The sequence below is a fragment of the Mesorhizobium sp. 113-3-9 genome (assembly GCF_016756515.1).
In the GTDB taxonomy this organism is placed as follows: domain Bacteria; phylum Pseudomonadota; class Alphaproteobacteria; order Rhizobiales; family Rhizobiaceae; genus Mesorhizobium.
In genome coordinates, this window is record NZ_AP023246.1 from 7398655 (window position 1) to 7417611 (window position 18957).

Sequence of the window (18957 nt, forward strand, 5' to 3'; positions counted from 1 at the left end):
CGTGCCCCGCATGGCCAGGGTGCCACGGCAGCTCCAGCCGTTGCTGGTGGCGCGCCACCGACACCCTATGGGATCCAGCGCGCACCTGGCAGCTGGATCAATACGGCGCTGCTGGACTGGTCAGACGCGAATAACAAGTGCGTCGCCGGCGACAAGGCCGCGTGTGGGACTCGAGCGAAGCTTGGTGCGCAACTGAGAGCCGCCGGCATAAACCCGGCGCCGGTCTAGGGGCCATGCAGTGGAACCTGGCGATCTGCCTTGGCATCGTTCTGGCATTGAGCGGCTGCGCAGCGGATTATCTCAATCACTATGACAGCGTGACGCTCTCTGCCGGCGACGCCAATCGCGCCAATAGTCTCGCCCAGACAGTCGACCCGTTCAACCCGAACAATCAGAACACGCATATCGAGGGCGACGGCCAGCGAACAGCTGGAGTCATCCAGGCCTTTCGCGGAATCCCGCTGACATCGCCAGGCCAAGGTGCGCGCCAAGGTGGCGGCGGGGACTCTGGCAATCATCCATGCGATCTGCGCAATGGGGTTGACAGCCTAGGCCGGGCTTGTGGTGAACGTGCCGCCGAAGCGAAACCGGGCGGCCGCACCGGACATGAGGCGAACTAGTACTACTGTGTCATAAAACTATGTTGGCAGCATGGACATCGTGGCAGACGCCGCGCCAAGGCGTGGGCGAGTCTAACCCTGACGGTGGCGATTGAATTGCTGACGTGGCGTTCGGGACGGAGCGGCGGCGCCGCGGGGTCGATAATCTTCGGGTAGCGCAGGTGCCTTGAGGAGCGGCGCTGAGCGTGGGGCTGAGGGGGGAATCAGACTCCGTTCGGAGACTAGGAATCCGTAAGCGGCGATCGCGAGCGTGGCGTGGTGATGGAAGCCGCGCCAACCTCGGCCCTCATAATGGCCAAGGCCGATCTCCTGCTTGAGTTCCTGATAATCCCGTTCGATCCGCCATCTCAGCTTGGCCTGGTCGACGAGGCCGGCGAGTTCGGTATCTTCCGGCAAGGTCGAGAGCCAATACTTGGTCGGCTCGACCTCGCCCTGCGGCCACTCGATCAGGAACCATTCCTCAGCTCGTGGCGCGGAGCGCCAGTAGTCGCGATGGGCTGGGCGGACGCGGACGGCGGCAAAGCGCGAGGCGAGCGGCGCCTTGGAGCCCTCGCGCCAGGTGACGCGGCACCAGGCGCCCTCGGGCAGCGCTTGCGCCAGGTCCTTGGCCGAAACGGGCGCGTGGTCGGCCTGGCGTCGGACGAGCGAAGGTGGGCGGCCGCGGCCGCTCCATGGCTTGGGCGGCAGCGGTTGCGTGTCCGGCGGCCACAGACGGATCGAGGACTGGACACCGACGACATAGGTCAAGCCCATCTCCGTCAGCCCGGTGCGCAAGGAGCTGTCGTTGCCATAACCGGCATCGGCCAGCACCACGCCCGGCGAGACGCCGGCCGCCAGCGCCGCCCGGATCTGCGCGAGTGCGATTTCGGGCTTGGTGCGGAAGATGACATCCTCCGGCACACCTGCCTTGGCGCGCCGGTCAGGGTCGTTGGCCCAGCCTTCCGGCAGATAGAGCTGATAGGCGACCGGCAGGCTCGCCTGTTCGGTGGCAACCGACAGACTGACCGCGACCTGGCAGTTGTCCTGCTTGCCGATCTGGCCGCAGTACTGCCGCGCCACACCCACCGAATGCTTGCCTTTCTTGGGAAAGCCGGTGTCGTCGACGATCCAGGCGCGGATCGGCCCCTGACCCTCAAGTGCCGGCAGAACCTGCGCCCGCACGACGCCAAGCACGGCATCATCCGACCAGTCCGCTTTCGCCACGAAGTGATGCAGAGACTGGTGCGCCGCCTGAACACGCCCAGGCTCCACCCGTGCCGCCATCGGCTCGACGCTCTTGCGCTCGCCTGGCAAAAGCAGCCCGGTGCAATAGGCCTTCAGCGGCGCCACCCGGTCAGCATGACCCAATGCCGAGGCGAGCGTCTCGACATAGGCCGCAAAACGCGATTCACTCGTTTCGATTCCGTCTCGGAGATTCATCGCTCCCTCCATTTGAAGCTTGAATCGCCATTCTCGCAATCAATCGTTAACGAAGTTTATGACACAGTAGTACTAGCATGCTGCGTAGAATGCGATCGCCTCGCCGGAGGCCACTTGGCGTGGTGCAAAGGCGCCTGATCTTGGTGACAGTGGCCGCGGCTGGCGCTCTGGCTGCGCAAACGGCCATGCAACACAGCGACCACATGCCCGAGCTCCATCTGCCGAATTGGACCAGCGCGGGCCTGGCGACGATTGCCGGCGTGGCATCCGTCATCGACGGCGACACGATCGAAATCCACGGCCAGCGCATCCGCTTCAACGGCATCGACGCGCCGGAGAGCCAGCAGCTTTGTAAAAATGCGAGCGGGGCCGACTATCCTTGCGGGCGGCGATCGGCCGCCGCGCTGGACGGCTTCCTGGCAGCCTCGAAGCCGGTGCAATGCACCTTCGTGACCTGGGACCGCTATCATCGCTATATCGGCGACTGCCGGCGCGCCGATGGCGCCAGCGTTGCCGCCTGGATGGTCGAGCACGGCCAGGCGCTGGATTGGCCCCGCTACAGCCACGGCACCTACGCAGAGAAGCAGGCGACGGCCGAGGCGTCGAAAGTCGGCATTTGGGTCGGCAAGTTTCAGTCGCCGTGGGATTGGCGCACGGAGCATGCAGACGGCGCGGCTCCGTCGAGCCAGCCGCTCGGCATCAGCCGCCAACAGGTCGCGCAGAGCTATTCGTGCCAGCCACGGCGGACCTGTTCGCAGATCGGCTCCTGTGAGGAAGCCCAATGGTATCTCAGCAACTGCCCTTGGGGCCGGAAGCTGGATCGGGACGGCGACGGCGTGGCGTGCGAGACGTTGTGCTAACGCGGCGCCCTGAGTTGCGCTTCAAAGGCCCCAGCCCCATCGACATGGTCGAGACCCACATCGAGACCAGCGCCGAGGTCAGGGTCGAGCGGCGATGCTACATCTCCTCTCGCATCCTCACCGCAAAAACTTTCGCCGAGGCCGCCCCATTGGGGATCGAGAACGGGCTACGCTGGGTTCTCGATGTCCAATTCAAGGATGATCAGTCCCGCCTGCGCCGCAGCCACGGCGCCACAAACATGGCCATGGTCCGCCACCTCGCCCTCAACCTCATCCGAGCCATGTCCGGAAAACAATCCATCAAGGGAAAGCGAAAACTCGCGACCTGGGATACCGACTACCTGATTGCAGTTCTCCAATTCCGGGTGGTCGACCCATGCCAGCATAATAGGAGGATATTTGCTGCTCTTTCCTCGTCCCGCTATTGGAGGAAACGGCACCGCGACCTTGATGCAGTGTCATGGATGGATAGGGCATTATTCGGGAACCGAACCAATCCACAGAAATATTTTGTTGGTATTTTTGTTGGTCCGCGCTGCTATTGCTCCATGCCGAGGCGATTGAAAACGAATTCAAATTTCCTCTACTTGGATTCCGCCTCTGGGCACCATCAGCTTCAAGCTGTAGTTTCCATATCGTAAGTACTTGGCTTTTCGTCATAAATTTTTGACGCAACCCTTGCGTCAGTCACAACGCGCTCTCTCGGTGTTGGTATTTTTGATGACATCCAGCCACCTGTTGCATTTTGGCAATTGGTAGGGTGAACACCCAAATTCCTGGCTTGGTGCCGTTTTTCAATCACTTGGTGCACTCAGTTCGAATCCGGGAATCGGAAGCGAACCGCCGCCACACACAATACCAGCGCAAGGCAGAGGCCGACAGTTATGCCGGCCGCCTCGCACGACATCCGCTTTGTCGGCGATGATGTCCGCCTCGAAAAACTGGCAGCCGAGTTCCAGGACGGGATGAGCGCGGCTTGACCACGCGACTTCGACCCAGCCTTCAACGAGCCATGATGATCGGCAGTCCGGGATCCTCGATCATGGACCTTGTCACGCCGCCGAAAATCCGTTCCCGCAGCCGCGAATGACCATAGGCCCCCATGACCATGAGTTCGGCGCCAGTGTCGACCGCGTGCTGGCGGAGAACGTCGGCTATCGAGTGGTTTGAGCTCGGCAAACGGTCTACCGTTACCTTTACGCCATGGCGGGAGAGATAGGTCGCCACGTCTGCCCCGGGCTCCGCGCCGTGATGCCGTTCGTCCTCGATCGGGTCTACCATGACGATCCGCACCTCATCGGCACCTGAGAGGATGTCCAGCGACTCTCGCAAGGCGCGTGACGCTTCCAGGCTGGCGTCCCATGCGACGAGGACGCGTTTCGGTTTCAACGTCGCGGACGCCCCTTTGGGGACAAACAGGATTGGCTTTCCAGACGAAAACAGCGTGCCTTCGATGACTTTCTCCTTGAGCGTTTGGCTCGCAAGCAGGTCTGGCCCAAGGACGGTTATATCGGCGTAACGCGCGCGCCGGCCGATGACCTCGTCTGCCCAGGCATAGTCCGGGTAGTCATCACTCAGGTCCGTCGATACCGGGCTCGCCGACAGCATTTTGGAAACGGCCGAATTCCGCTTCTGCAGCATTTCCGTTTCGGCTTCTCGCTCCGCGAGCCAAACCGGAGAGACCACCTCGGCATATGCCCCGCCGGAGGGAGGCGCCGCGATGACCAGAACAAGCACCGAGAGATGGGCATTGATTTCTTCACACAGGCCGGCGGCAAGCTTCAGATCAGCGTCTCCCTGATTGGGTCCTGTAACCGTGAGCAACGTCTTGAATGGCATAGCGGCGTCTCCTTGTTCGGGAAAGGTTCACAGTGGTCATAGCCGTAGCCAGCCGGTCGGATACCTGCCTTGCGCTGGATCAAACCGATCGCGTCGCAGGATTGATCCCGATCAACGTACGCGCGCCTCGCGAGCCTTAGCCTGACATCGACGGCTGGAGGCGGATCAAATGAGATTCGGAACGACGATGGGTTTCCTGGCGCTGACGTTGAGCACCGCGGCGGCACAACAGATGAGCAATGGACAGCAGGAATATCTGAATTCCTGCGCTGTGTGCCACGGCGTGGACGGCAGCGGCGACGGACCCATGGCCGACGTATTGCGGAAGCGCCCCGCGAATTTGACGACGCTCACAAGCCGCAATGGCGGCGAATTTCCCTACTGGCGGGTCTATGCCACGATCGACGGCCGCGGCCTCGTGCCAGAGCACGGCGAGCACGACATGCCAGTCTGGGGCAATCAGTTCCTGCCCGACGATGTGAAGCGCTACGGCCCCTACGGTGGCGAGGCTATCACCACGGAACGCATTCAAAACCTCGCCGGTTATGTCCAGACGCTTCAACGCTAGCAGGACTGGTGCACGCAATGATCGCTCAAAATCAGGACGCCGTGGTCGAGATGCTGAAGGACCCTGCCACCTATGGCGAGGCCGGTCCCGTCGAGACGATCGAAACCCACATTTCCCGGATATTCCTTATCGGGCAACGCGCATTCAAAATGAAGCGCGCGGTCAAGCTGCCTTATGTCGATTTTTCGACGCCGGAGTTGCGGGTCGCCGCGTGCGAAAAGGAAGTGGAATTGAACTCCAGGACGGCGCCCGGTCTCTATCTCAATGTCCGCCGCATCACGCGTGCGGGAAATCGGCTTGCGATGGATGGATCGGGGGAACTGGTCGACGCTGTTATCGAGATGGTTCGCTTCGATCAGTCGAACCTCCTCGATCGCATGGCCGTCGCGGCGAAGTTGACCCCCTCGCTGATGACCGCCGTGGCGCGCATGATTGCGCGATATCACAGCAATGCCGAGGTGATCCACGCCGGCAGCGGGTCAGGGAACATTGGCGGTGTGCTTGAAATCAATTCGGCCGGATTTGGGACGAGCCACGTGTTCGATGGAAAGGAGATCGAAACGCTCAACGCGGCGTTTCACGCCACCCTCGCTCGCCATACCTGCCTGCTTGACCGGCGCGAGGCGGCAGGCCGGGTCCGACGCTGCCATGGCGACCTGCATCTGCGCAACATCTGTGCCTTCGATGGCGAGCCTCGCCTGTTCGACTGCATCGAGTTCAATGATCAGATCGCCACCGTCGATGTCCTCTACGACCTCGCATTCCTGCTCATGGACCTGTGGCATCGCGGTTTTGCGCAACTCGCCAATCTGGTGATGAACCGCTATCTCGACGACGCCGATGACGAAGACGGCTTCATGCTCCTGCCTTTTTTCATGGCGGTGCGGGCGGCGGTGCGCGCCCACGTGACCGCGACGCAGGTCGAGGAGGGCAGCCAGGACTCCACAAAGCTGATTGCCGAAGCGCGATCCTATTTCAAACTCGCGCAAACCCTGCTTGCCGAAACGCCACCTCGGCTCGTCGCAATCGGCGGTTTGAGCGGCTCGGGCAAGACGACGGTCGCCGAAGCGCTCGCACCGCGGATCGGCGCGCCACCTGGAGCCAGGATCGTCGAGAGCGACCGCATCCGCAAGGCCATGCATGGCGTGGCCGCCGAAACGAAGCTGCCGGACAAGGCCTACCGGCCCGACGTGTCGGAACGCGTCTATCGCCAGATCGCCCGGCGTTCGGAGTTGATCCTTGCCGCAGGCGGCTCCGTCGTCGCCGACGCCGTATTCGACAAGCTGGAGGATCGCGACAGGATCGAGCGTGCCGCGAGCGAGGCGGATGTTCCGTTTGCGGGATTTTGGCTGGCGGCCGATCCGCCGGTACTTTGGCGCCGGGTCAGCGAGCGCAAGGGGGGCCCTTCCGATGCCACGGTCGACATCCTGTCGCGGCAGTTGCAGCGCGATGCCGGTCCGTTGACCTGGCGCAAAATCGAGGCGGACCGCAAGGTGGCCGAAATCACAACCGAGATGGTGGCCGTGGTCGAGGGCAACGCTTCAGCCAGTTTCAGGAAGACCGGATCATAGAGCTGACCACCGCCTGGCGGATCTCCATTGTCGCTATGGTCGAGGAAGACCAGGCAAGGGAAGTCGATGATCAAGTGTTTGACTCTAATCAAGGTCACGCCCGGTCGCCGCGGTAGGAATGGCGTCAAAGGAGTTTGCCATGACCAGCTTGCACGACCTTACCCCCAAATTCAGGAGCATCCGCCTGCTTCTGGCGCGCGAGAAGGGCCATCCGGAGGGTGACCGCGAAGAAGGCTATGATGTGCTGGCTCCACTCACCGGCGAGGGACGGCTGGATGCCGAGGAATGGAAATCGCATAAGGCCTTCTGCCGTGTCCGCCGTTTTGGCACCGGCGGACAGGATCTTGTCGGCCGCTTGCGCCGCAAGCCAGGCGGACAATGGTATTTCGACTATGCCGAGGGTGATCGTGACGACGAGGTTGGCTTTCATCTCGGCGAGGAGCGTTTCGTCACCGGCGAATATGTCTCCATAAGGCGCAACGGCGCCATGCACACCTATCAGGTGGCCCGGGTCGAGCAGCCATAGCAACGTCTCTCGCATCTGACCGGAGGGAGCCATGTCGCGCCGTACACTTGTCCTCGTCGGTCACCCCGACCCTTCCCCTGACCGGCTGTGCCGTGCCTTGGCTTCGGCCTATGCCGAAGCGGCAGAGAGGGCGGGCCACACCGTGCGCAAGATCGACCTGGCCTTGCTCGACTTTCCGATGCTCCGGACGATGCAGGAGTTCGAGCATGGCGAGATTCCCGACAGCCTGAGAGAGGCGACAGAGGCAGTCGTCTGGGCGGAGCATTTCGTCTTTGTCTTTCCGCTGTGGCTGGGCACCATGCCGGCCATGCTGAAGGCTTTCCTGGAGCAGGTGATGCGACCAGGCACGGCTTTCACCTACCCGGCCAAAGGCGAAAATTTCACCAAATCCTTGCTGCGCGGCCGCTCCGCCCGCCTGGTGGTGACGATGGGAATGCCGGCGGCCGTTTACCGGATATGGTTCTTCAGCCACGGGATTGCCGGCATGCGGCGTGGTATCCTCAACTTTGTCGGCATCCGGCCGGTGCGCGAGACCTTGTTCGGCATGGTCGCGAACGCCGGCGACGCGAAGCGGGCGAACTGGCTAAAGCAGATGCAACGGCTGGGCGAACGCGCGGGCTAGGGCCGCCACGGCTTGAGGACGGCAGCGCCACTCAGCCTGCCCATGCGTAAGTCATCCAGCGCCTGGTTTGCCTGTTCCAGCGGATAGACCTTTGTGTGTGTACGCACCCGAGCGTGCTTCGCTGTCGGAAAGAACTCCTCCGCGTCACGACGGGTCAGGTTCGCGACCGACACCAATTCTCTTTCTTCCCAGAGAAGCTTGTAGGGCATCGACGGAATGTCGCTCATGTGGATACCGCCGCAGACTACCCGGCCGCCTTTGCGAACAGCCCGCAACGCCGCCGGCACCAGTTCGCCGACCGGCGCGAAAATGATCGCAGCGTCAAGGTCGACAGCGGGCAATTCATCGGACGCCCCTGCCCAGACAACGCCCAATGAGCGCGCAAATTCCTGTGCCTGAATGTCGCCAGGCCGCGTGAAGGCAAAGATCTCACGTCCCTGCCAGATCGCAACCTGTGCGATGATATGCGCGGCGGCGCCAAAGCCATAAATGCCCAGGCGCCGCCCGTCGCCTGCCTTCTTGAGGCAACGCCAGCCGATCAGCCCCGCGCACAGGAGCGGCGCCAGCGACACCGGGTCGGCGGCAGCGTCGAGCTCGAAAGCGAAATCCTCATCGGCAACGACATGGCTGGCGAAGCCGCCATCGCGCGTATAGCCGGTGAAGAGCGGCTGGTCACACAGGTTTTCGGCGCCGGCGCTGCAATAGGGACAATGTCCGCAAGTGTGCCCCAGCCATGGAACGCCTACTCTCTGCCCGAGCCGGGATCGCGACACGCCCTCACCGACAAGATCGACGATGCCGACGATTTCGTGACCCGGCACGAGCGGCAGCTTCGGCCACGGCAACTCACCGTCCACGACATGCAGATCGGTGCGGCAGACCGCGCATGCCTCAACCTTGAGCCTGATCTCGCCCGCTCCCGGCAAGGGATCCGGGCGGTCGACGAGCGTCAAACGCGTGCCTGGCTTTTCCAGCACCATTGCCTTCATCACGCTTCCCCGGTTTCTCAGAAGTAGATGAGAACGGCCCCGCGTCCACTCGGCATGGAAACGCGCGGGTTTGGCACCTCGTTCCTATCGCGGGTTCCTGATCTTGACCGGGCACGGCCGGATGTGACGACCGAAACCGTACCTCGCCGGACCATGGCCATGCTTTCCGGCAGAAAGAATTTCGAAATAAAGGCCCGCGGCGGCGAGATAGGCAAGGCCCAGTATCCCAGCCCAGATTTCAATCATATCGGAGGTCATGGTCAGATTCTCCTGGTTGGTCCTGACCAGATAATTGCCGAGCCAAGTCATGCCGGCCTTGATCGTGGTCAATCGCACCGACCATCTTGCGCGCACGCCTTATCTGGCTCCATCGGATGATTTCGGGCTTGCTCTAAGTAGTTTCCCTTAGGGAGATAACCGAATTTCGGCGTGGCCGGATTTGCGCGATTGCTGTTGTCACGAATTCACCGGGACCCCAGCCATGTACGCTCAAGCCTCCGCCAAGATCGAACTGCCGTCCTATCTCCCCCAGCAGAACCCAGCCGCCATCTTTGACGGCGCGACCGTGCAGCCAGTGAGCTTCTTCCAGGCAGGCACCGAGATTTACGCTCAAGGCGAAAAGGCCGGAGCTCTTTACTACGTCGAGTTCGGCGCGGTCCGCATCTACCGGCTGCTGGCCGATGGCCGCAGGCAGATCAGCGCGTTCCATCTGGCGGGAGAAACCTTCGGATTCGAGGCCGACGCCACTCACCACTTCTTCGCCGAAGCGATCAGCGCAACCGGCGTCCGGGTCTTGCGCGCTCCATCAGGCACGGACATGTCCCGCCAGCTCCTGCCTCTCGCGCTCAAGGGCCTGACCCGGGCACAGGAACATCTCCTCGTGCTTGGCCGCCAGAACGCCATCGAGCGCGTCGCGGCATTCCTCGTCGAAATGTCGGAGCGTCAGGGCGGGTTGCGGCAGGTGGAATTGCCAATGTCGCGGAACGACATCGGCGACTATCTCGGCCTTACCATCGAAACCGTGTCGCGGGTCTTCACCCGGCTGAAGGAGAAAGGCGTAATCCGCCTGCTCACCTTGCGCAGCATCGAAATTCTCAAGCGCGATACGCTGCTGGCAATGGGGGAATGAAGCCGTTTGAGCCAATCCCGCGCATCAATCCTGAAAGGGGCGCAAAATGAAAACCACACTTGCAACTCACACCGGATTTCGCTTCGAAGTGCGTCATGCATGTCCCGATGATGAGCCGATCGTTGCCGAGTTCTTCACCCATGTGACGCCGGAGGACCTGCGCTTCCGCTTTCTCGGAGCCGTGAAGGAAGTTTCGCACGAGCGGCTGGTGGCGATGACCCGCTCCGACGATCCGCACGTCCATAATTTTCTCGCCTTCTCGACCGACGGAATGATGATCGCGGTGGCAACGCTTGCCAGCGATCCGGCCGACCGGCGTGGCGAAGTCGCCATCTGCATTCGCGAGGATCGCAAGCATCTCGGCGTCGGCTGGGAGTTTCTCGGCTATGTCGCGCGTTATGCCGACGACCACGGCATCGAGACGATCGAGTCGATCGAGAGCCGCGAAAACCGCGCGGCGATCGAACTCGAGCGTGAGATGGGTTTCACCGTCACAACGGACTCCGACGACCCGACACTCGTCCTTGTTCAGCGGAAGCTCGGTGCCAAGTTGCCAGGCTAGAACGGTCCCCCGCCCACGGAGGTGCCGAAGCGCTCTATCTCTTCGGCCACCGCACGTTCCTCGTCGGCTGGAATGACAAGCACGTCGACGAGCGAATCCGTGGTGCTGACCAATTCTTCGCCGTTCGCATTCAGCTCCTTGTCGAGCGCGACGCCCAGCCATCCGGCCGTTTCGCAGATTCTCTGTCGGATCACGGGCGCATGCTCGCCGATGCCAGCGGTGAACACGAGGGTGTCGAGCCCGCCTATAGCCGCGGCAAGTGATCCGATCTCACGCCCGATACGGTAGACGAAAAGATCGACGGCGCGCACCGCCGCCGGGTCTTTCGACGCAAGCAGAGTCTGCATGCTCCCGGAGATGCCGGATACCCCCAGCAGGCCGGATCGCTCGTAGAGCAGGTCGGTCAGCTCGTCAGGCGACAGCTTCCGATCCTGCAGAAGATGCAGGAGGACGCCGGGATCGATCGCGCCGCAGCGCGTGCTCATGACAAGGCCGTCAAGCGTCGAGAAACCCATGGTGGTGGCGTGGCTTACGCCTGCCTTCATCGCGCACAGGCTCGCTCCGCTGCCGAGATGGGCAACGATCGTTCGGCCACCGGCGGCGGCGCCGTAGCGATTGTGGAGTTCGCTGGCGATATGGCTGTAAGAGAGCCCGTGGAAACCGTAGGACACGATGCCTTGCTCCGACATCTCATGCGGCAGGCCATAAAGTCTTGCGATCCCAGGCTGGGCGGCGTGAAAGGCGGTATCGAAGCAGCCGACCTGCATGGCGCCGGGCAGAAGGCGGTTGGCCAGGTCGACGAGCTCCAGGTTGATCGCCTGGTGAATCGGAGCGAGCGGCTCGAGCTTGCGCAAGGCGTCGAGCGTGCGCGCGTCGAGTAACGTTGCGCGGGCAAACTCCCGGCCGCCATGTACGATACGATGCCCGACCGTGCGCACCTGGCGCAACAGGCCGCGGTCCGCCAGGTAGGACGCAACGGCCTCGAAGGCCTTGCCGATGGAGATCGGCTGTTCGCCAAGGCTCCTGTCGAACGGCGGCGTTGTCGCCATGGGCGACACATGGAGTCGGGGCCGCTCGCCGATTGACGAAACGCTGCCGCGCACCAGCAGATGCAGTTCGTCGCCCCCTTGAAAGGCGGCGAACTTCAGGCTCGACGAGCCGCCATTGAGGACGAGAATCGCATCGGTCATGGCCGACCGGTCCCGGCCGCTTTTGCAGGCCTGGTCCTCTCTGCCTGGCGCTTCGTCATCGACTACCGCTCCCACTTCCAACCGAGGATCTCGGGCATGTCCTGCCCGTGCTTGCGTATATAGGCTGCGTGCTCGATCAGCTTGCCTTCCATGGCCTGTTTCAGCTGGATGTGCGCGCCGGCCGGCCCGGGAATGCGGTCGAGCACGCCGAGCACGAGATGATAGCGGTCAAGTCCATTCAGCACGGTCATGTCGAACGGCGTCGTCGTCGTCCCTTCCTCATTGTAGCCGCGCACGTGGATGTTGTCGTGATTGGTCCGCCGGTAGGTCAAGCGGTGGATAGTCCATGGATAGCCGTGATAGGCAAAGATGACAGGCTTGTCCCTGGTGAACAACGCATCGAACTCGCGATCCGACAGCCCGTGCGGATGATGTTCCTTCGGCTGCAGCGTCATCAGGTCGACAATGTTCACCACGCGGACCTTGAGGTCGGGAATGTGGCGCCTGAGGATTTGAACGGCGGCCAGTGTCTCGAGCGTCGGCACGTCGCCGGCGCAGGCCATCACCACGTCAGGCTCGGCCCCACCGTCGGTCGATGCCCACTCCCATATGCCGATGCCGGCGCGGCAGTGGACTTTCGCGTCTTCGATGGACAGCCACTGCCAGGAATTGGCTTTGCCGGCGACGATGACGTTGATGCGGTTCCATGTCTGCAGCACATGGTCGGTCACGCAAAGCAGGCTGTTGGCATCCGCCGGCAGGTAGACGCGCACCACATCCGCCTTCTTGTTCAGCGCCACGTCGATGAAGCCTGGATCCTGATGGCTGAACCCATTGTGCTCCTGCTGCCAGACATGGCTGGACAAAAGATAGTTCAGCGAAGCGATGGGTCGCCGCCAGGCGAGCTTGCGGCAGGCATCCAGCCATTTCGCATGCTGGTTGAACATGGAATCGACAATGTGCGTGAAGGCTTCGTAGCAGGAGAAGAAGCCGTGGCGCCCGGTAAGCAGGTAACCTTCCAGCCAACCCTGACAGGTATGCTCGGATAGAATTTCCAGAACCCTGCCTTCCCGCGCCAGGTGGACATCCTCGGGAAGTATCTCTTCCATCCAGGCGCGCTCCGTCACCTCGAAGACGTCCTGCAACCGGTTCGAAGCCGTCTCGTCTGGCCCGACGATGCGGAAATTCCTGGCGCTTTGGTTCAACGTCATGACGTCGCGCAGGAAACTGCCCATCACGCGGGTCGACTCCGCCTTGACGCTCCCGGGCCGCTCTACCGGGACGGCGTGCTCATTGAGGCCGGGCAGTTCCAGGGACCGGCGCAGCAGGCCGCCATTGGCATGCGGGTTGGCGCTCATGCGCCTGTCGCCTTCCGGCGCGGCGGCGCGGATCGCGGCCACGGGCGCGCCGGCGGCATCGAAAAGCTCTTCGGGCCGGTAGCTTCTCATCCATTCCTCGAGCATCTTCAGATGCTGGGGGTTTTCGGCGAGGCCCGACAGCGGGACCTGGTGGGCGCGCCAGAATCCCTCGGTCTTCAGGCCATCCACTTCCTTGGGGCCGGTCCAGCCCTTCGGGCTCCGCAGCACGATCATCGGCCATTTCGGCCGCGACTGCGCCGTCTTTGCGCCGCTGCGAGCCGTGTCTTGAATCGCCTTGATGCGGTCGAGCGCATCGTCGAGCACGACCGCCATCCGCTCATGCATCAGGGCTGGATCATCGCCCTCGACAAACAGCGGCTCGTAGCCGTAGCCGATGAACAGCGCACGCAGCTCGTCCTCGGGGATGCGAGCCAGAATTGTGGGATTGGCGATCTTGTAGCCGTTGAGATGGAGGATCGGCAGCACCGCGCCATCAAGCGCAGGATTGAGGAACTTGTTGGAGTGCCAGGACGTCGCGAGCGGACCGGTCTCCGCCTCGCCGTCGCCGACGACGCAGGCGACGATCAGATCCGGGTTGTCGAAGGCCGCGCCATAGGCATGCGACAGCGCGTAGCCGAGCTCGCCGCCTTCATGGATCGAGCCGGGCACATCGGGCGCGGCATGGCTGGGAATACCGCCTGGAAAGGAGAATTGCCGGAAGAGTTTCTTCATCCCGGCCTCGCCCGATGCGACATCCGGATTGATCTCGCTGTAGGTGCCTTCGAGGTAGGTGTTGGCAACCATCGCAGGTCCGCCATGGCCGGGACCGCAGACATAGATGACATTGGCATCGCGCTGTCTGATAGCGCGGTTGAGATGCGCATAGATGAAGCTGAGACCCGGCGAGGTTCCCCAATGGCCGAGCAGCCTTGGCTTGACATGCTCCAGCCGAAGGGGCTCGCGAAGCAACGGATTGTCGAGCAGGTAAATCTGCCCGATGGTCAGGTAGTTGGCGGCACGCCAATAGGCATCGATGTCGTGCAGTTCCTGTGCGGACAAGCGATTGGTGCTGGGATGCACGGTCATTTCCGACTCCTTCGCTGGGTTAAACCGAACCGGCTGAAGCACAACGCTTCGACGCTGCCACCGGTTCATGACCGGCCGGTGTCAAGACCGGGCGCCATCGATCTATCCGGCCAAGAAACTTCGAGCTTTGATCCATCGCAAATGCCGGGCAGGCCGACCGCGGCTCCAAACCCATCTCGAAGCCGCGACCCGCAGGACAAGACAGCGCCGTCTTTGCTTCAGAGCAACGAACGCCCTGAAAAGGCCAGGCAGGATAGTTGTTTGCAAGATGCGGACAAGCAACATGAAACGCAGATTGAACGCCGATGCGACCATGGACGGGATCATGCGCGAGACGCCGGCGACAATTCGTGTCGTTCTCCAGCACGGAATGCTGTGCGTCGGCTGCCCGATCGCGTCCTTTCACACCGTTTTCGACGCGGCGCGCGAGCATGACCAGGATGAGGATCAGCTTCGCCACGATCTGGAGGCGGCCATCGAAAGTGACGTGGGTTAACTCTTTGCCGCGCGACCTTCAGCAATGACAAGGAGACGATGCGGCTCGATCACGACTATCCTCTGCCGTCCGCTCTTGACGAGCCCCTGGTCCTCCCATGCGGAAAGCAGCCGGCTGACCGTATGAAGCGTGGTGCCCGTCATTTCCGCGACGTCCTGGCGTGAAATTGGGAAGTCGATCAGAATTCCCTCCTCGGTCTTTTTCCCCGACTGCTTGATCAGCTTCAGCAAGGCATGCGCAACGCGCTGCTCGACCTGCTCGGTGGACATCTCGATGACGCGGGCATGGGCATCCTGCAGCCTCACTCCCACTGCCTTATAGGTATTGGCACTGAAGCTCGGAAAGCTCGCGGCGAATGTGGACCAGAGCTGGCTCGGCCAGGCAAGCACCACGCAATCGACAGCCGCGACGGCATTTGCCGGATAGGTCGTCCGGCCCAGCGCGCTGGCGATCCCCATCAATTCGCCCGGGCTTATGTAGCGCACGGTCACCTCATGCCCATCCGGAGTCGATTTCACCACGCGCACATGGCCGTCGAGCAGCAGGAAGAACGAATGGGCCTCCTGCTCCTGCTCGAACACCGGCTGATCCTTTGCGACCCGAATAGACCTTGCCTGTCCGACAATGCGATCGAGGTCCGCTGAAGCGATCCCCTCGAATACGGACAGCCCGGCAACCAGTGATCGATCAAGGCTTGCCAAAGGCCATCCTCCCCAACTTCAACAATGCAACGCGCTCAGGCCCCTGCCCGACTGTGTCACGGACCACTGCCCCTCGACAAGTGAAGCCTCCCCTGGCTGCCGCCTGCCAATCACCCGCTTGTTTGCGCTGGGGCAAGCTCCATCCTTCGCAACCGGGATAGAAGAACCCAAACAGGCGCCCTGCCTGGTTTTGATGAGGCATGTCATGGCAATTCCACGGACGCGACCAAGCGCCTATCCTGCAATTCTCTCTTACGGGTTCCGGCCCTTCTTTCTGCTCGGCTCCCTGCAAGCCGCCGCCGCGATCCTTTTGTGGCTGCCCCTCTACTACGGCAAGCTCGAAACCTTCAGCACCTTCCTGCCCGTGGACTGGCATATTCATGAATTGCTTTTCGGCTACCTGCCGGCAGTCGTGACCGGCTTCCTGCTGACTGCAATTCCGAATTGGACCGGACGGCTTCCCGTTCAGGATCTTCGCCTGCTGATGCTGGTGCTGCTCTGGGTCGCTGGTCGGGCGGCCGTGTTCCTTTCGGCGGAAACGGGATGGCTCCTGAGCGCGGTCATGGACTGCTCCTTTCTTCTCGCTGTGGTGGCGGCCGCCGCAACGGAAATCATTGCCGGGCGAAACTGGCGAAACCTCAAGGTGCTGCTGCCCGTCACAATCCTCTTTGCGGCAAACGTCATGTTTCATCTGGAAGCGCATTATCAAGGAGCCTCCGACATGAGCCGGCGTCTCGGCCTTGGAGCGGTTGTCGTCCTCATCATGATTGTCGGCGGGCGGATAATTCCGAGCTTCACCCGTAACTGGCTGGTTCGCGAGAACCCCGGCCGGCTCCCGGTATCATTTGGCAAGTTCGATATCGCAACGATCGCGCTGTCCGCCGTCGGCCTCGCCGCGTGGACCTTTTTTCCCGAGAATGTTGCAACCGGCGCATTGCTGATCGCCGCAGCGGTCTTCAACGCAGTTCGGCTTGCCCGCTGGGCGGGCGACCGGACGCCGGCCGACCCTTTGGTTCTGATCCTGCACATTGCGTTCGCCTTTGTGCCTCTGGGCTTGGCGCTTGCCGGACTGGCCGTGTTCGCGCCGGGAGCAGTTCCTGCGGTGGCCGGCATTCATGCATTGGCCGTGGGAGCGGTGGCATGCATGACGCTTGCCGTCATGACCCGTGCCTCCCTCGGCCATACCGGCCGCGAACTGACGGCAAGCGCCGGAACACGTGCGATCTTCGCTGCGATCGTCATTGCCGCCATCCTGCGTGTAGCGGCCGCCATGGCTCCCGCCGCAGCAATTCTCCTGCCTATCTCGGCGGCGTTCTGGGTTGCCGCCTTCGTTAGCTACGCCGTTCTCTTTGGCGGAATGCTCGTGCGACCGCGCCGGCAAGCGCGCGGCAAGAGCGGCGCATGAAAGGTTGGCAGGCGACGTTCCGCCAGTTCTTGCCAGCCCCGCGCCAATCATTTTCGTCGAAACAATTTGCGCCAGCACAAATTGCCAAGCCGTCCGACGGCCTACAAGGGCGCAACGGTTGATGCCGTGGTGAACCAAAGAAAGGACTATTCCAATGAATCTGCCCCTCATCGCCGCGGCGATCGCGTTGCTCTCAATCACCGGCGCGGCAAATGCCGAAGAACATGTCGTCCAGATGCTGAACAAGGGTGACAAGGGTTCGATGGTCTTCCAGCCCGACTTCGTCCGGGCGGCGCCCGGCGACACCATCAAGTTCGTGCCGACCGACAAGACCCACAATGCCGAGATCATCAAGGGAATGATTCCGGACGGCGCCGAGCCCTTCAAGGGCAAGGCGAGCGAGGAGATCGCGGTCACCCTCACCAAGGAAGGTGTCTATGGCGTGAAGTGCGCCCCCCACTATGGCATGGGCATGGTGGCGCTGATCGTCGTCGGCAAGCCGGTCAACCTGGACGCGGCGGAAGCCGTCAAGCAGATCGGCAAGGCAAAGCCGGTCTTTGCCGAGCTGTTCGCCGAGGCGACCAAAGCTGCTTCGAACTGACCCGACATCATTTGAGCCTGCCTCCGGTGATGACGAGCCGGAAGCACTGGCCGGGCGGACCTGGGGAGAGGTCCGACCCGGCCATTTTCATTTTTGCCGTTTGGCACGCCGCTGTGGCCAGGGTCATCGAAAAGACATGCTTCGGCAACTGCCTCCAAGTCAAAATTCATCTGGCTCAGATTTGCGCAAACGCAAAGACGCGCCGCGTCAAGACACTATCCTGGCTTCATCGAAACCGTTGAAGTCGAGGAGATGAAAATGCTTACGAGACGCGAAGCTTTGCTGGGTTCTGTTCTTACCGCCGCTGCCGTTGCCGCCATCGGCCCGGTGCCGGCAATGGCTGCCGTGAAGGATGTGGCCTCACTGCCGCGCGAAAAAGTGACCCTTGTCGCGCCGCCTTTCGTGCACCCTCACGACCAGGTGGCCAAGGGTGGCCCCAAGGTTGTCGAATTCACCATGAAGATCGAGGAGAAGCCGACGGTGATCGACGCCGACGGCACGCAGCTCAATGCCATGACCTATGACGGCTCCATTCCGGGCCCGCTCATGGTCGTGCATGAAGGCGACTATCTCGAGCTCACGCTGATCAATCCCGACACCAATACGCTCGCCCACAATATCGACTTCCATGCGGCGACTGGCGGGCTCGGCGGCGGTGCACTGACACTGATCAACCCGGGAGAGCAAGTGACGTTGCGCTTCAAGGCGACCCGGTCCGGAACATTCGTCTACCATTGCGCACCGGGCGGAGCGATGATCCCCTGGCATGTCGTGTCGGGAATGAGCGGAGCGGTGATGGTCCTGCCGCGCGACGGCCTGAAGGACGAAAAAGGCAAGCCCGTCCGCTACGACCGCATCTACTATATCGGTGAGAACGACTTCTACATCCCGCGCGACGAGCAGGGAAAATTCAAGAAGTACGACTCGGTCGGCGACAATTACGACGATACCGTGAAGGTGATGCGCGGCCTGATCCCGACGCATGTCGTCTTCAACGGCAAGGCTGGATCGCTGACCGGCGAGAACGCCATGAAGGCCAAGGTCGGGGAAACGGTGCTGATCGTCCATTCCCAGGCCAATCGCGACACTCGCCCGCACCTGATCGGCGGCCACGGCGACTTCGTCTGGGAACAGGGCAAGTTCGGCAATGCCCCGGCCAAGGATCTCGAGACCTGGTTCATTCGGGGTGGATCGGCGGGCGCCGCTCTCTACACGTTCCGGCAGCCGGGGGTCTACGCCTACGTGAACCACAATCTGATCGAGGCCGTCGAACTCGGCGCAACCGCGCACTTCACGGTCGATGGAACCTGGGACGACGATCTGATGATGCAGGTCGAAGCTCCCAAGGCGATTGCCTCGTAGGAAGAAAAGCCGATCGCCCTGCTATTCTCCGCACCGCCGGCGAATTGCAGGGC

Annotated in this window: 20 protein-coding genes; 13 read left to right on the plus strand and 7 right to left on the minus strand. The window is 62.1% G+C overall.

The window, feature by feature from the left end; translation table 11 throughout:
* Positions 1–233: 233 nt before the first annotated feature.
* A complete protein-coding gene (locus tag MesoLj_RS35325) occupies positions 234–620 on the plus strand; it encodes a hypothetical protein (RefSeq protein WP_096453526.1) in 387 nt (128 codons plus the stop codon).
* A gap of 72 nt (positions 621–692) precedes the next feature.
* Here MesoLj_RS35325 and MesoLj_RS35330 read toward each other — a convergent pair whose 3' ends face one another.
* Positions 693–2039: an IS701 family transposase gene (locus MesoLj_RS35330; RefSeq protein WP_202323969.1), complete on the minus strand. Its 1347-nt coding sequence runs from the start codon at positions 2037–2039 to the stop codon at positions 693–695.
* Between the two features lie 185 nt (positions 2040–2224).
* Between MesoLj_RS35330 and MesoLj_RS35335 the strand changes: the two genes are divergently transcribed.
* A complete protein-coding gene (locus MesoLj_RS35335) occupies positions 2225–2899 on the plus strand; it encodes an excalibur calcium-binding domain-containing protein (RefSeq protein WP_244735248.1) in 675 nt (224 codons plus the stop codon).
* Positions 2900–2913: 14 nt separating this feature from the next.
* The gene (locus MesoLj_RS35340; protein WP_202324454.1) at positions 2914–3540 is read left to right on the plus strand and encodes a transposase; all 627 of its coding nucleotides are present in this window, start codon (positions 2914–2916) and stop codon (positions 3538–3540) included.
* 361 nt (positions 3541–3901) lie between these two features.
* Here the strand turns inward: MesoLj_RS35340 and MesoLj_RS35345 are convergent, their stop codons facing one another.
* Positions 3902–4738: a universal stress protein gene (locus tag MesoLj_RS35345; protein ID WP_202324457.1), complete on the minus strand. Its 837-nt coding sequence runs from the start codon at positions 4736–4738 to the stop codon at positions 3902–3904.
* Between the two features lie 169 nt (positions 4739–4907).
* Here MesoLj_RS35345 and MesoLj_RS35350 point away from each other — a divergent pair, with 169 nt between their 5' ends.
* The 4 genes from MesoLj_RS35350 to MesoLj_RS35365 all read left to right on the plus strand — a co-directional run bounded on the left by MesoLj_RS35350 (position 4908) and on the right by MesoLj_RS35365 (position 8025).
* Positions 4908–5306, plus strand: a complete 399-nt coding sequence (locus MesoLj_RS35350) for a c-type cytochrome (RefSeq protein WP_244735249.1) — start codon at positions 4908–4910, stop codon at positions 5304–5306.
* 17 nt (positions 5307–5323) lie between these two features.
* The gene (locus tag MesoLj_RS35355; RefSeq protein ID WP_202324459.1) at positions 5324–6877 is read left to right on the plus strand and encodes a bifunctional aminoglycoside phosphotransferase/ATP-binding protein; all 1554 of its coding nucleotides are present in this window, start codon (positions 5324–5326) and stop codon (positions 6875–6877) included.
* Between the two features lie 139 nt (positions 6878–7016).
* Complete coding sequence (locus MesoLj_RS35360; protein WP_202324462.1) at positions 7017–7403, plus strand: hypothetical protein; 387 nt, start codon at positions 7017–7019, stop codon at positions 7401–7403.
* A 31-nt stretch (positions 7404–7434) separates the two neighbouring features.
* Entirely contained in the window at positions 7435–8025 is a 591-nt protein-coding gene (locus MesoLj_RS35365; RefSeq protein ID WP_202324464.1) for an NAD(P)H-dependent oxidoreductase, read from the plus strand.
* Here MesoLj_RS35365 and MesoLj_RS35370 read toward each other — a convergent pair.
* Both MesoLj_RS35370 and MesoLj_RS35375 read right to left on the minus strand, forming a co-directional pair.
* Positions 8022–9014 carry a zinc-dependent alcohol dehydrogenase family protein gene (locus MesoLj_RS35370; protein ID WP_202324466.1) on the minus strand — a complete coding sequence of 331 codons (993 nt, stop codon included), beginning with the start codon at positions 9012–9014 and terminating at the stop codon, positions 8022–8024. The two genes, MesoLj_RS35365 and MesoLj_RS35370, sit on opposite strands and share 4 nt — an antisense overlap.
* An 84-nt stretch (positions 9015–9098) precedes the next feature.
* Entirely contained in the window at positions 9099–9368 is a 270-nt protein-coding gene (locus tag MesoLj_RS35375; RefSeq protein WP_140775288.1) for a hypothetical protein, read from the minus strand.
* A gap of 127 nt (positions 9369–9495) precedes the next feature.
* Here MesoLj_RS35375 and MesoLj_RS35380 point away from each other — a divergent pair, with 127 nt between their 5' ends.
* The gene (locus MesoLj_RS35380; RefSeq protein WP_140775289.1) at positions 9496–10143 is read left to right on the plus strand and encodes a helix-turn-helix domain-containing protein; all 648 of its coding nucleotides are present in this window, start codon (positions 9496–9498) and stop codon (positions 10141–10143) included.
* Positions 10144–10189: 46 nt separating this feature from the next.
* Positions 10190–10705: a GNAT family N-acetyltransferase gene (locus MesoLj_RS35385; RefSeq protein ID WP_202324473.1), complete on the plus strand. Its 516-nt coding sequence runs from the start codon at positions 10190–10192 to the stop codon at positions 10703–10705.
* Here MesoLj_RS35385 and MesoLj_RS35390 read toward each other — a convergent pair.
* Together MesoLj_RS35390 and MesoLj_RS35395 are read right to left on the minus strand one after the other, a co-directional pair.
* On the minus strand, positions 10702–11895 hold the full coding sequence (locus tag MesoLj_RS35390) for an acetate/propionate family kinase (protein ID WP_202324475.1): 1194 nt from the start codon (positions 11893–11895) through the stop codon (positions 10702–10704). The genes MesoLj_RS35385 and MesoLj_RS35390 overlap by 4 nt on opposite strands.
* A gap of 62 nt (positions 11896–11957) precedes the next feature.
* Entirely contained in the window at positions 11958–14339 is a 2382-nt protein-coding gene (locus tag MesoLj_RS35395) for a phosphoketolase family protein (RefSeq protein WP_202324477.1), read from the minus strand.
* A gap of 283 nt (positions 14340–14622) precedes the next feature.
* Between MesoLj_RS35395 and MesoLj_RS35400 the strand changes: the two genes are divergently transcribed.
* A complete protein-coding gene (locus MesoLj_RS35400) occupies positions 14623–14835 on the plus strand; it encodes a DUF1858 domain-containing protein (RefSeq protein WP_202324480.1) in 213 nt (70 codons plus the stop codon).
* On the opposite strand, the gene MesoLj_RS35405 is transcribed toward MesoLj_RS35400, so the two are convergent.
* Positions 14832–15536 carry a Crp/Fnr family transcriptional regulator gene (locus tag MesoLj_RS35405; RefSeq protein WP_202324487.1) on the minus strand — a complete coding sequence of 235 codons (705 nt, stop codon included), beginning with the start codon at positions 15534–15536 and terminating at the stop codon, positions 14832–14834. The genes MesoLj_RS35400 and MesoLj_RS35405 overlap by 4 nt on opposite strands.
* 205 nt (positions 15537–15741) lie before the next feature.
* On the opposite strand from MesoLj_RS35405, the gene MesoLj_RS35410 reads away from it, so the two are divergent.
* The 3 genes from MesoLj_RS35410 (at position 15742) to nirK (ending at position 18904) form a co-directional block, all read left to right on the plus strand.
* Positions 15742–16941 carry an NnrS family protein gene (locus MesoLj_RS35410; protein ID WP_202324489.1) on the plus strand — a complete coding sequence of 400 codons (1200 nt, stop codon included), beginning with the start codon at positions 15742–15744 and terminating at the stop codon, positions 16939–16941.
* A gap of 154 nt (positions 16942–17095) precedes the next feature.
* A complete protein-coding gene (locus tag MesoLj_RS35415; RefSeq protein WP_202324491.1) occupies positions 17096–17542 on the plus strand; it encodes a pseudoazurin in 447 nt (148 codons plus the stop codon).
* Positions 17543–17800: 258 nt separating this feature from the next.
* Positions 17801–18904: a copper-containing nitrite reductase gene (nirK, locus tag MesoLj_RS35420; RefSeq protein WP_202324494.1), complete on the plus strand. Its 1104-nt coding sequence runs from the start codon at positions 17801–17803 to the stop codon at positions 18902–18904.
* Positions 18905–18957 lie beyond the last annotated feature (53 nt).

Bases quoted from the DNA above. Each gene is read 5' to 3' on its own strand.
- MesoLj_RS35325 (WP_096453526.1), top strand. From the start codon at position 234: ATGCAGTGGAACCTGGCGATCTGCCTTGGCATCGTTCTGGCATTGAGC.
- MesoLj_RS35380 (WP_140775289.1), top strand. From the start codon at position 9,496: ATGTACGCTCAAGCCTCCGCCAAGATCGAACTGCCGTCCTATCTCCCC.
- MesoLj_RS35355 (WP_202324459.1), top strand. From the start codon at position 5,324: ATGATCGCTCAAAATCAGGACGCCGTGGTCGAGATGCTGAAGGACCCT.
- nirK (WP_202324494.1), top strand. From the start codon at position 17,801: ATGCTTACGAGACGCGAAGCTTTGCTGGGTTCTGTTCTTACCGCCGCT.
- MesoLj_RS35385 (WP_202324473.1), top strand. From the start codon at position 10,190: ATGAAAACCACACTTGCAACTCACACCGGATTTCGCTTCGAAGTGCGT.
- MesoLj_RS35335 (WP_244735248.1), top strand. From the start codon at position 2,225: ATGCAACACAGCGACCACATGCCCGAGCTCCATCTGCCGAATTGGACC.
- MesoLj_RS35400 (WP_202324480.1), top strand. From the start codon at position 14,623: ATGAAACGCAGATTGAACGCCGATGCGACCATGGACGGGATCATGCGC.
- MesoLj_RS35360 (WP_202324462.1), top strand. From the start codon at position 7,017: ATGACCAGCTTGCACGACCTTACCCCCAAATTCAGGAGCATCCGCCTG.
- MesoLj_RS35370 (WP_202324466.1), bottom strand. From the start codon at position 9,014: ATGAAGGCAATGGTGCTGGAAAAGCCAGGCACGCGTTTGACGCTCGTC.
- MesoLj_RS35395 (WP_202324477.1), bottom strand. From the start codon at position 14,339: ATGACCGTGCATCCCAGCACCAATCGCTTGTCCGCACAGGAACTGCAC.
- MesoLj_RS35415 (WP_202324491.1), top strand. From the start codon at position 17,096: ATGAATCTGCCCCTCATCGCCGCGGCGATCGCGTTGCTCTCAATCACC.
- MesoLj_RS35365 (WP_202324464.1), top strand. From the start codon at position 7,435: ATGTCGCGCCGTACACTTGTCCTCGTCGGTCACCCCGACCCTTCCCCT.
- MesoLj_RS35410 (WP_202324489.1), top strand. From the start codon at position 15,742: ATGGCAATTCCACGGACGCGACCAAGCGCCTATCCTGCAATTCTCTCT.
- MesoLj_RS35350 (WP_244735249.1), top strand. From the start codon at position 4,908: ATGAGATTCGGAACGACGATGGGTTTCCTGGCGCTGACGTTGAGCACC.
- MesoLj_RS35330 (WP_202323969.1), bottom strand. From the start codon at position 2,039: ATGAATCTCCGAGACGGAATCGAAACGAGTGAATCGCGTTTTGCGGCC.
- MesoLj_RS35390 (WP_202324475.1), bottom strand. From the start codon at position 11,895: ATGACCGATGCGATTCTCGTCCTCAATGGCGGCTCGTCGAGCCTGAAG.
- MesoLj_RS35345 (WP_202324457.1), bottom strand. From the start codon at position 4,738: ATGCCATTCAAGACGTTGCTCACGGTTACAGGACCCAATCAGGGAGAC.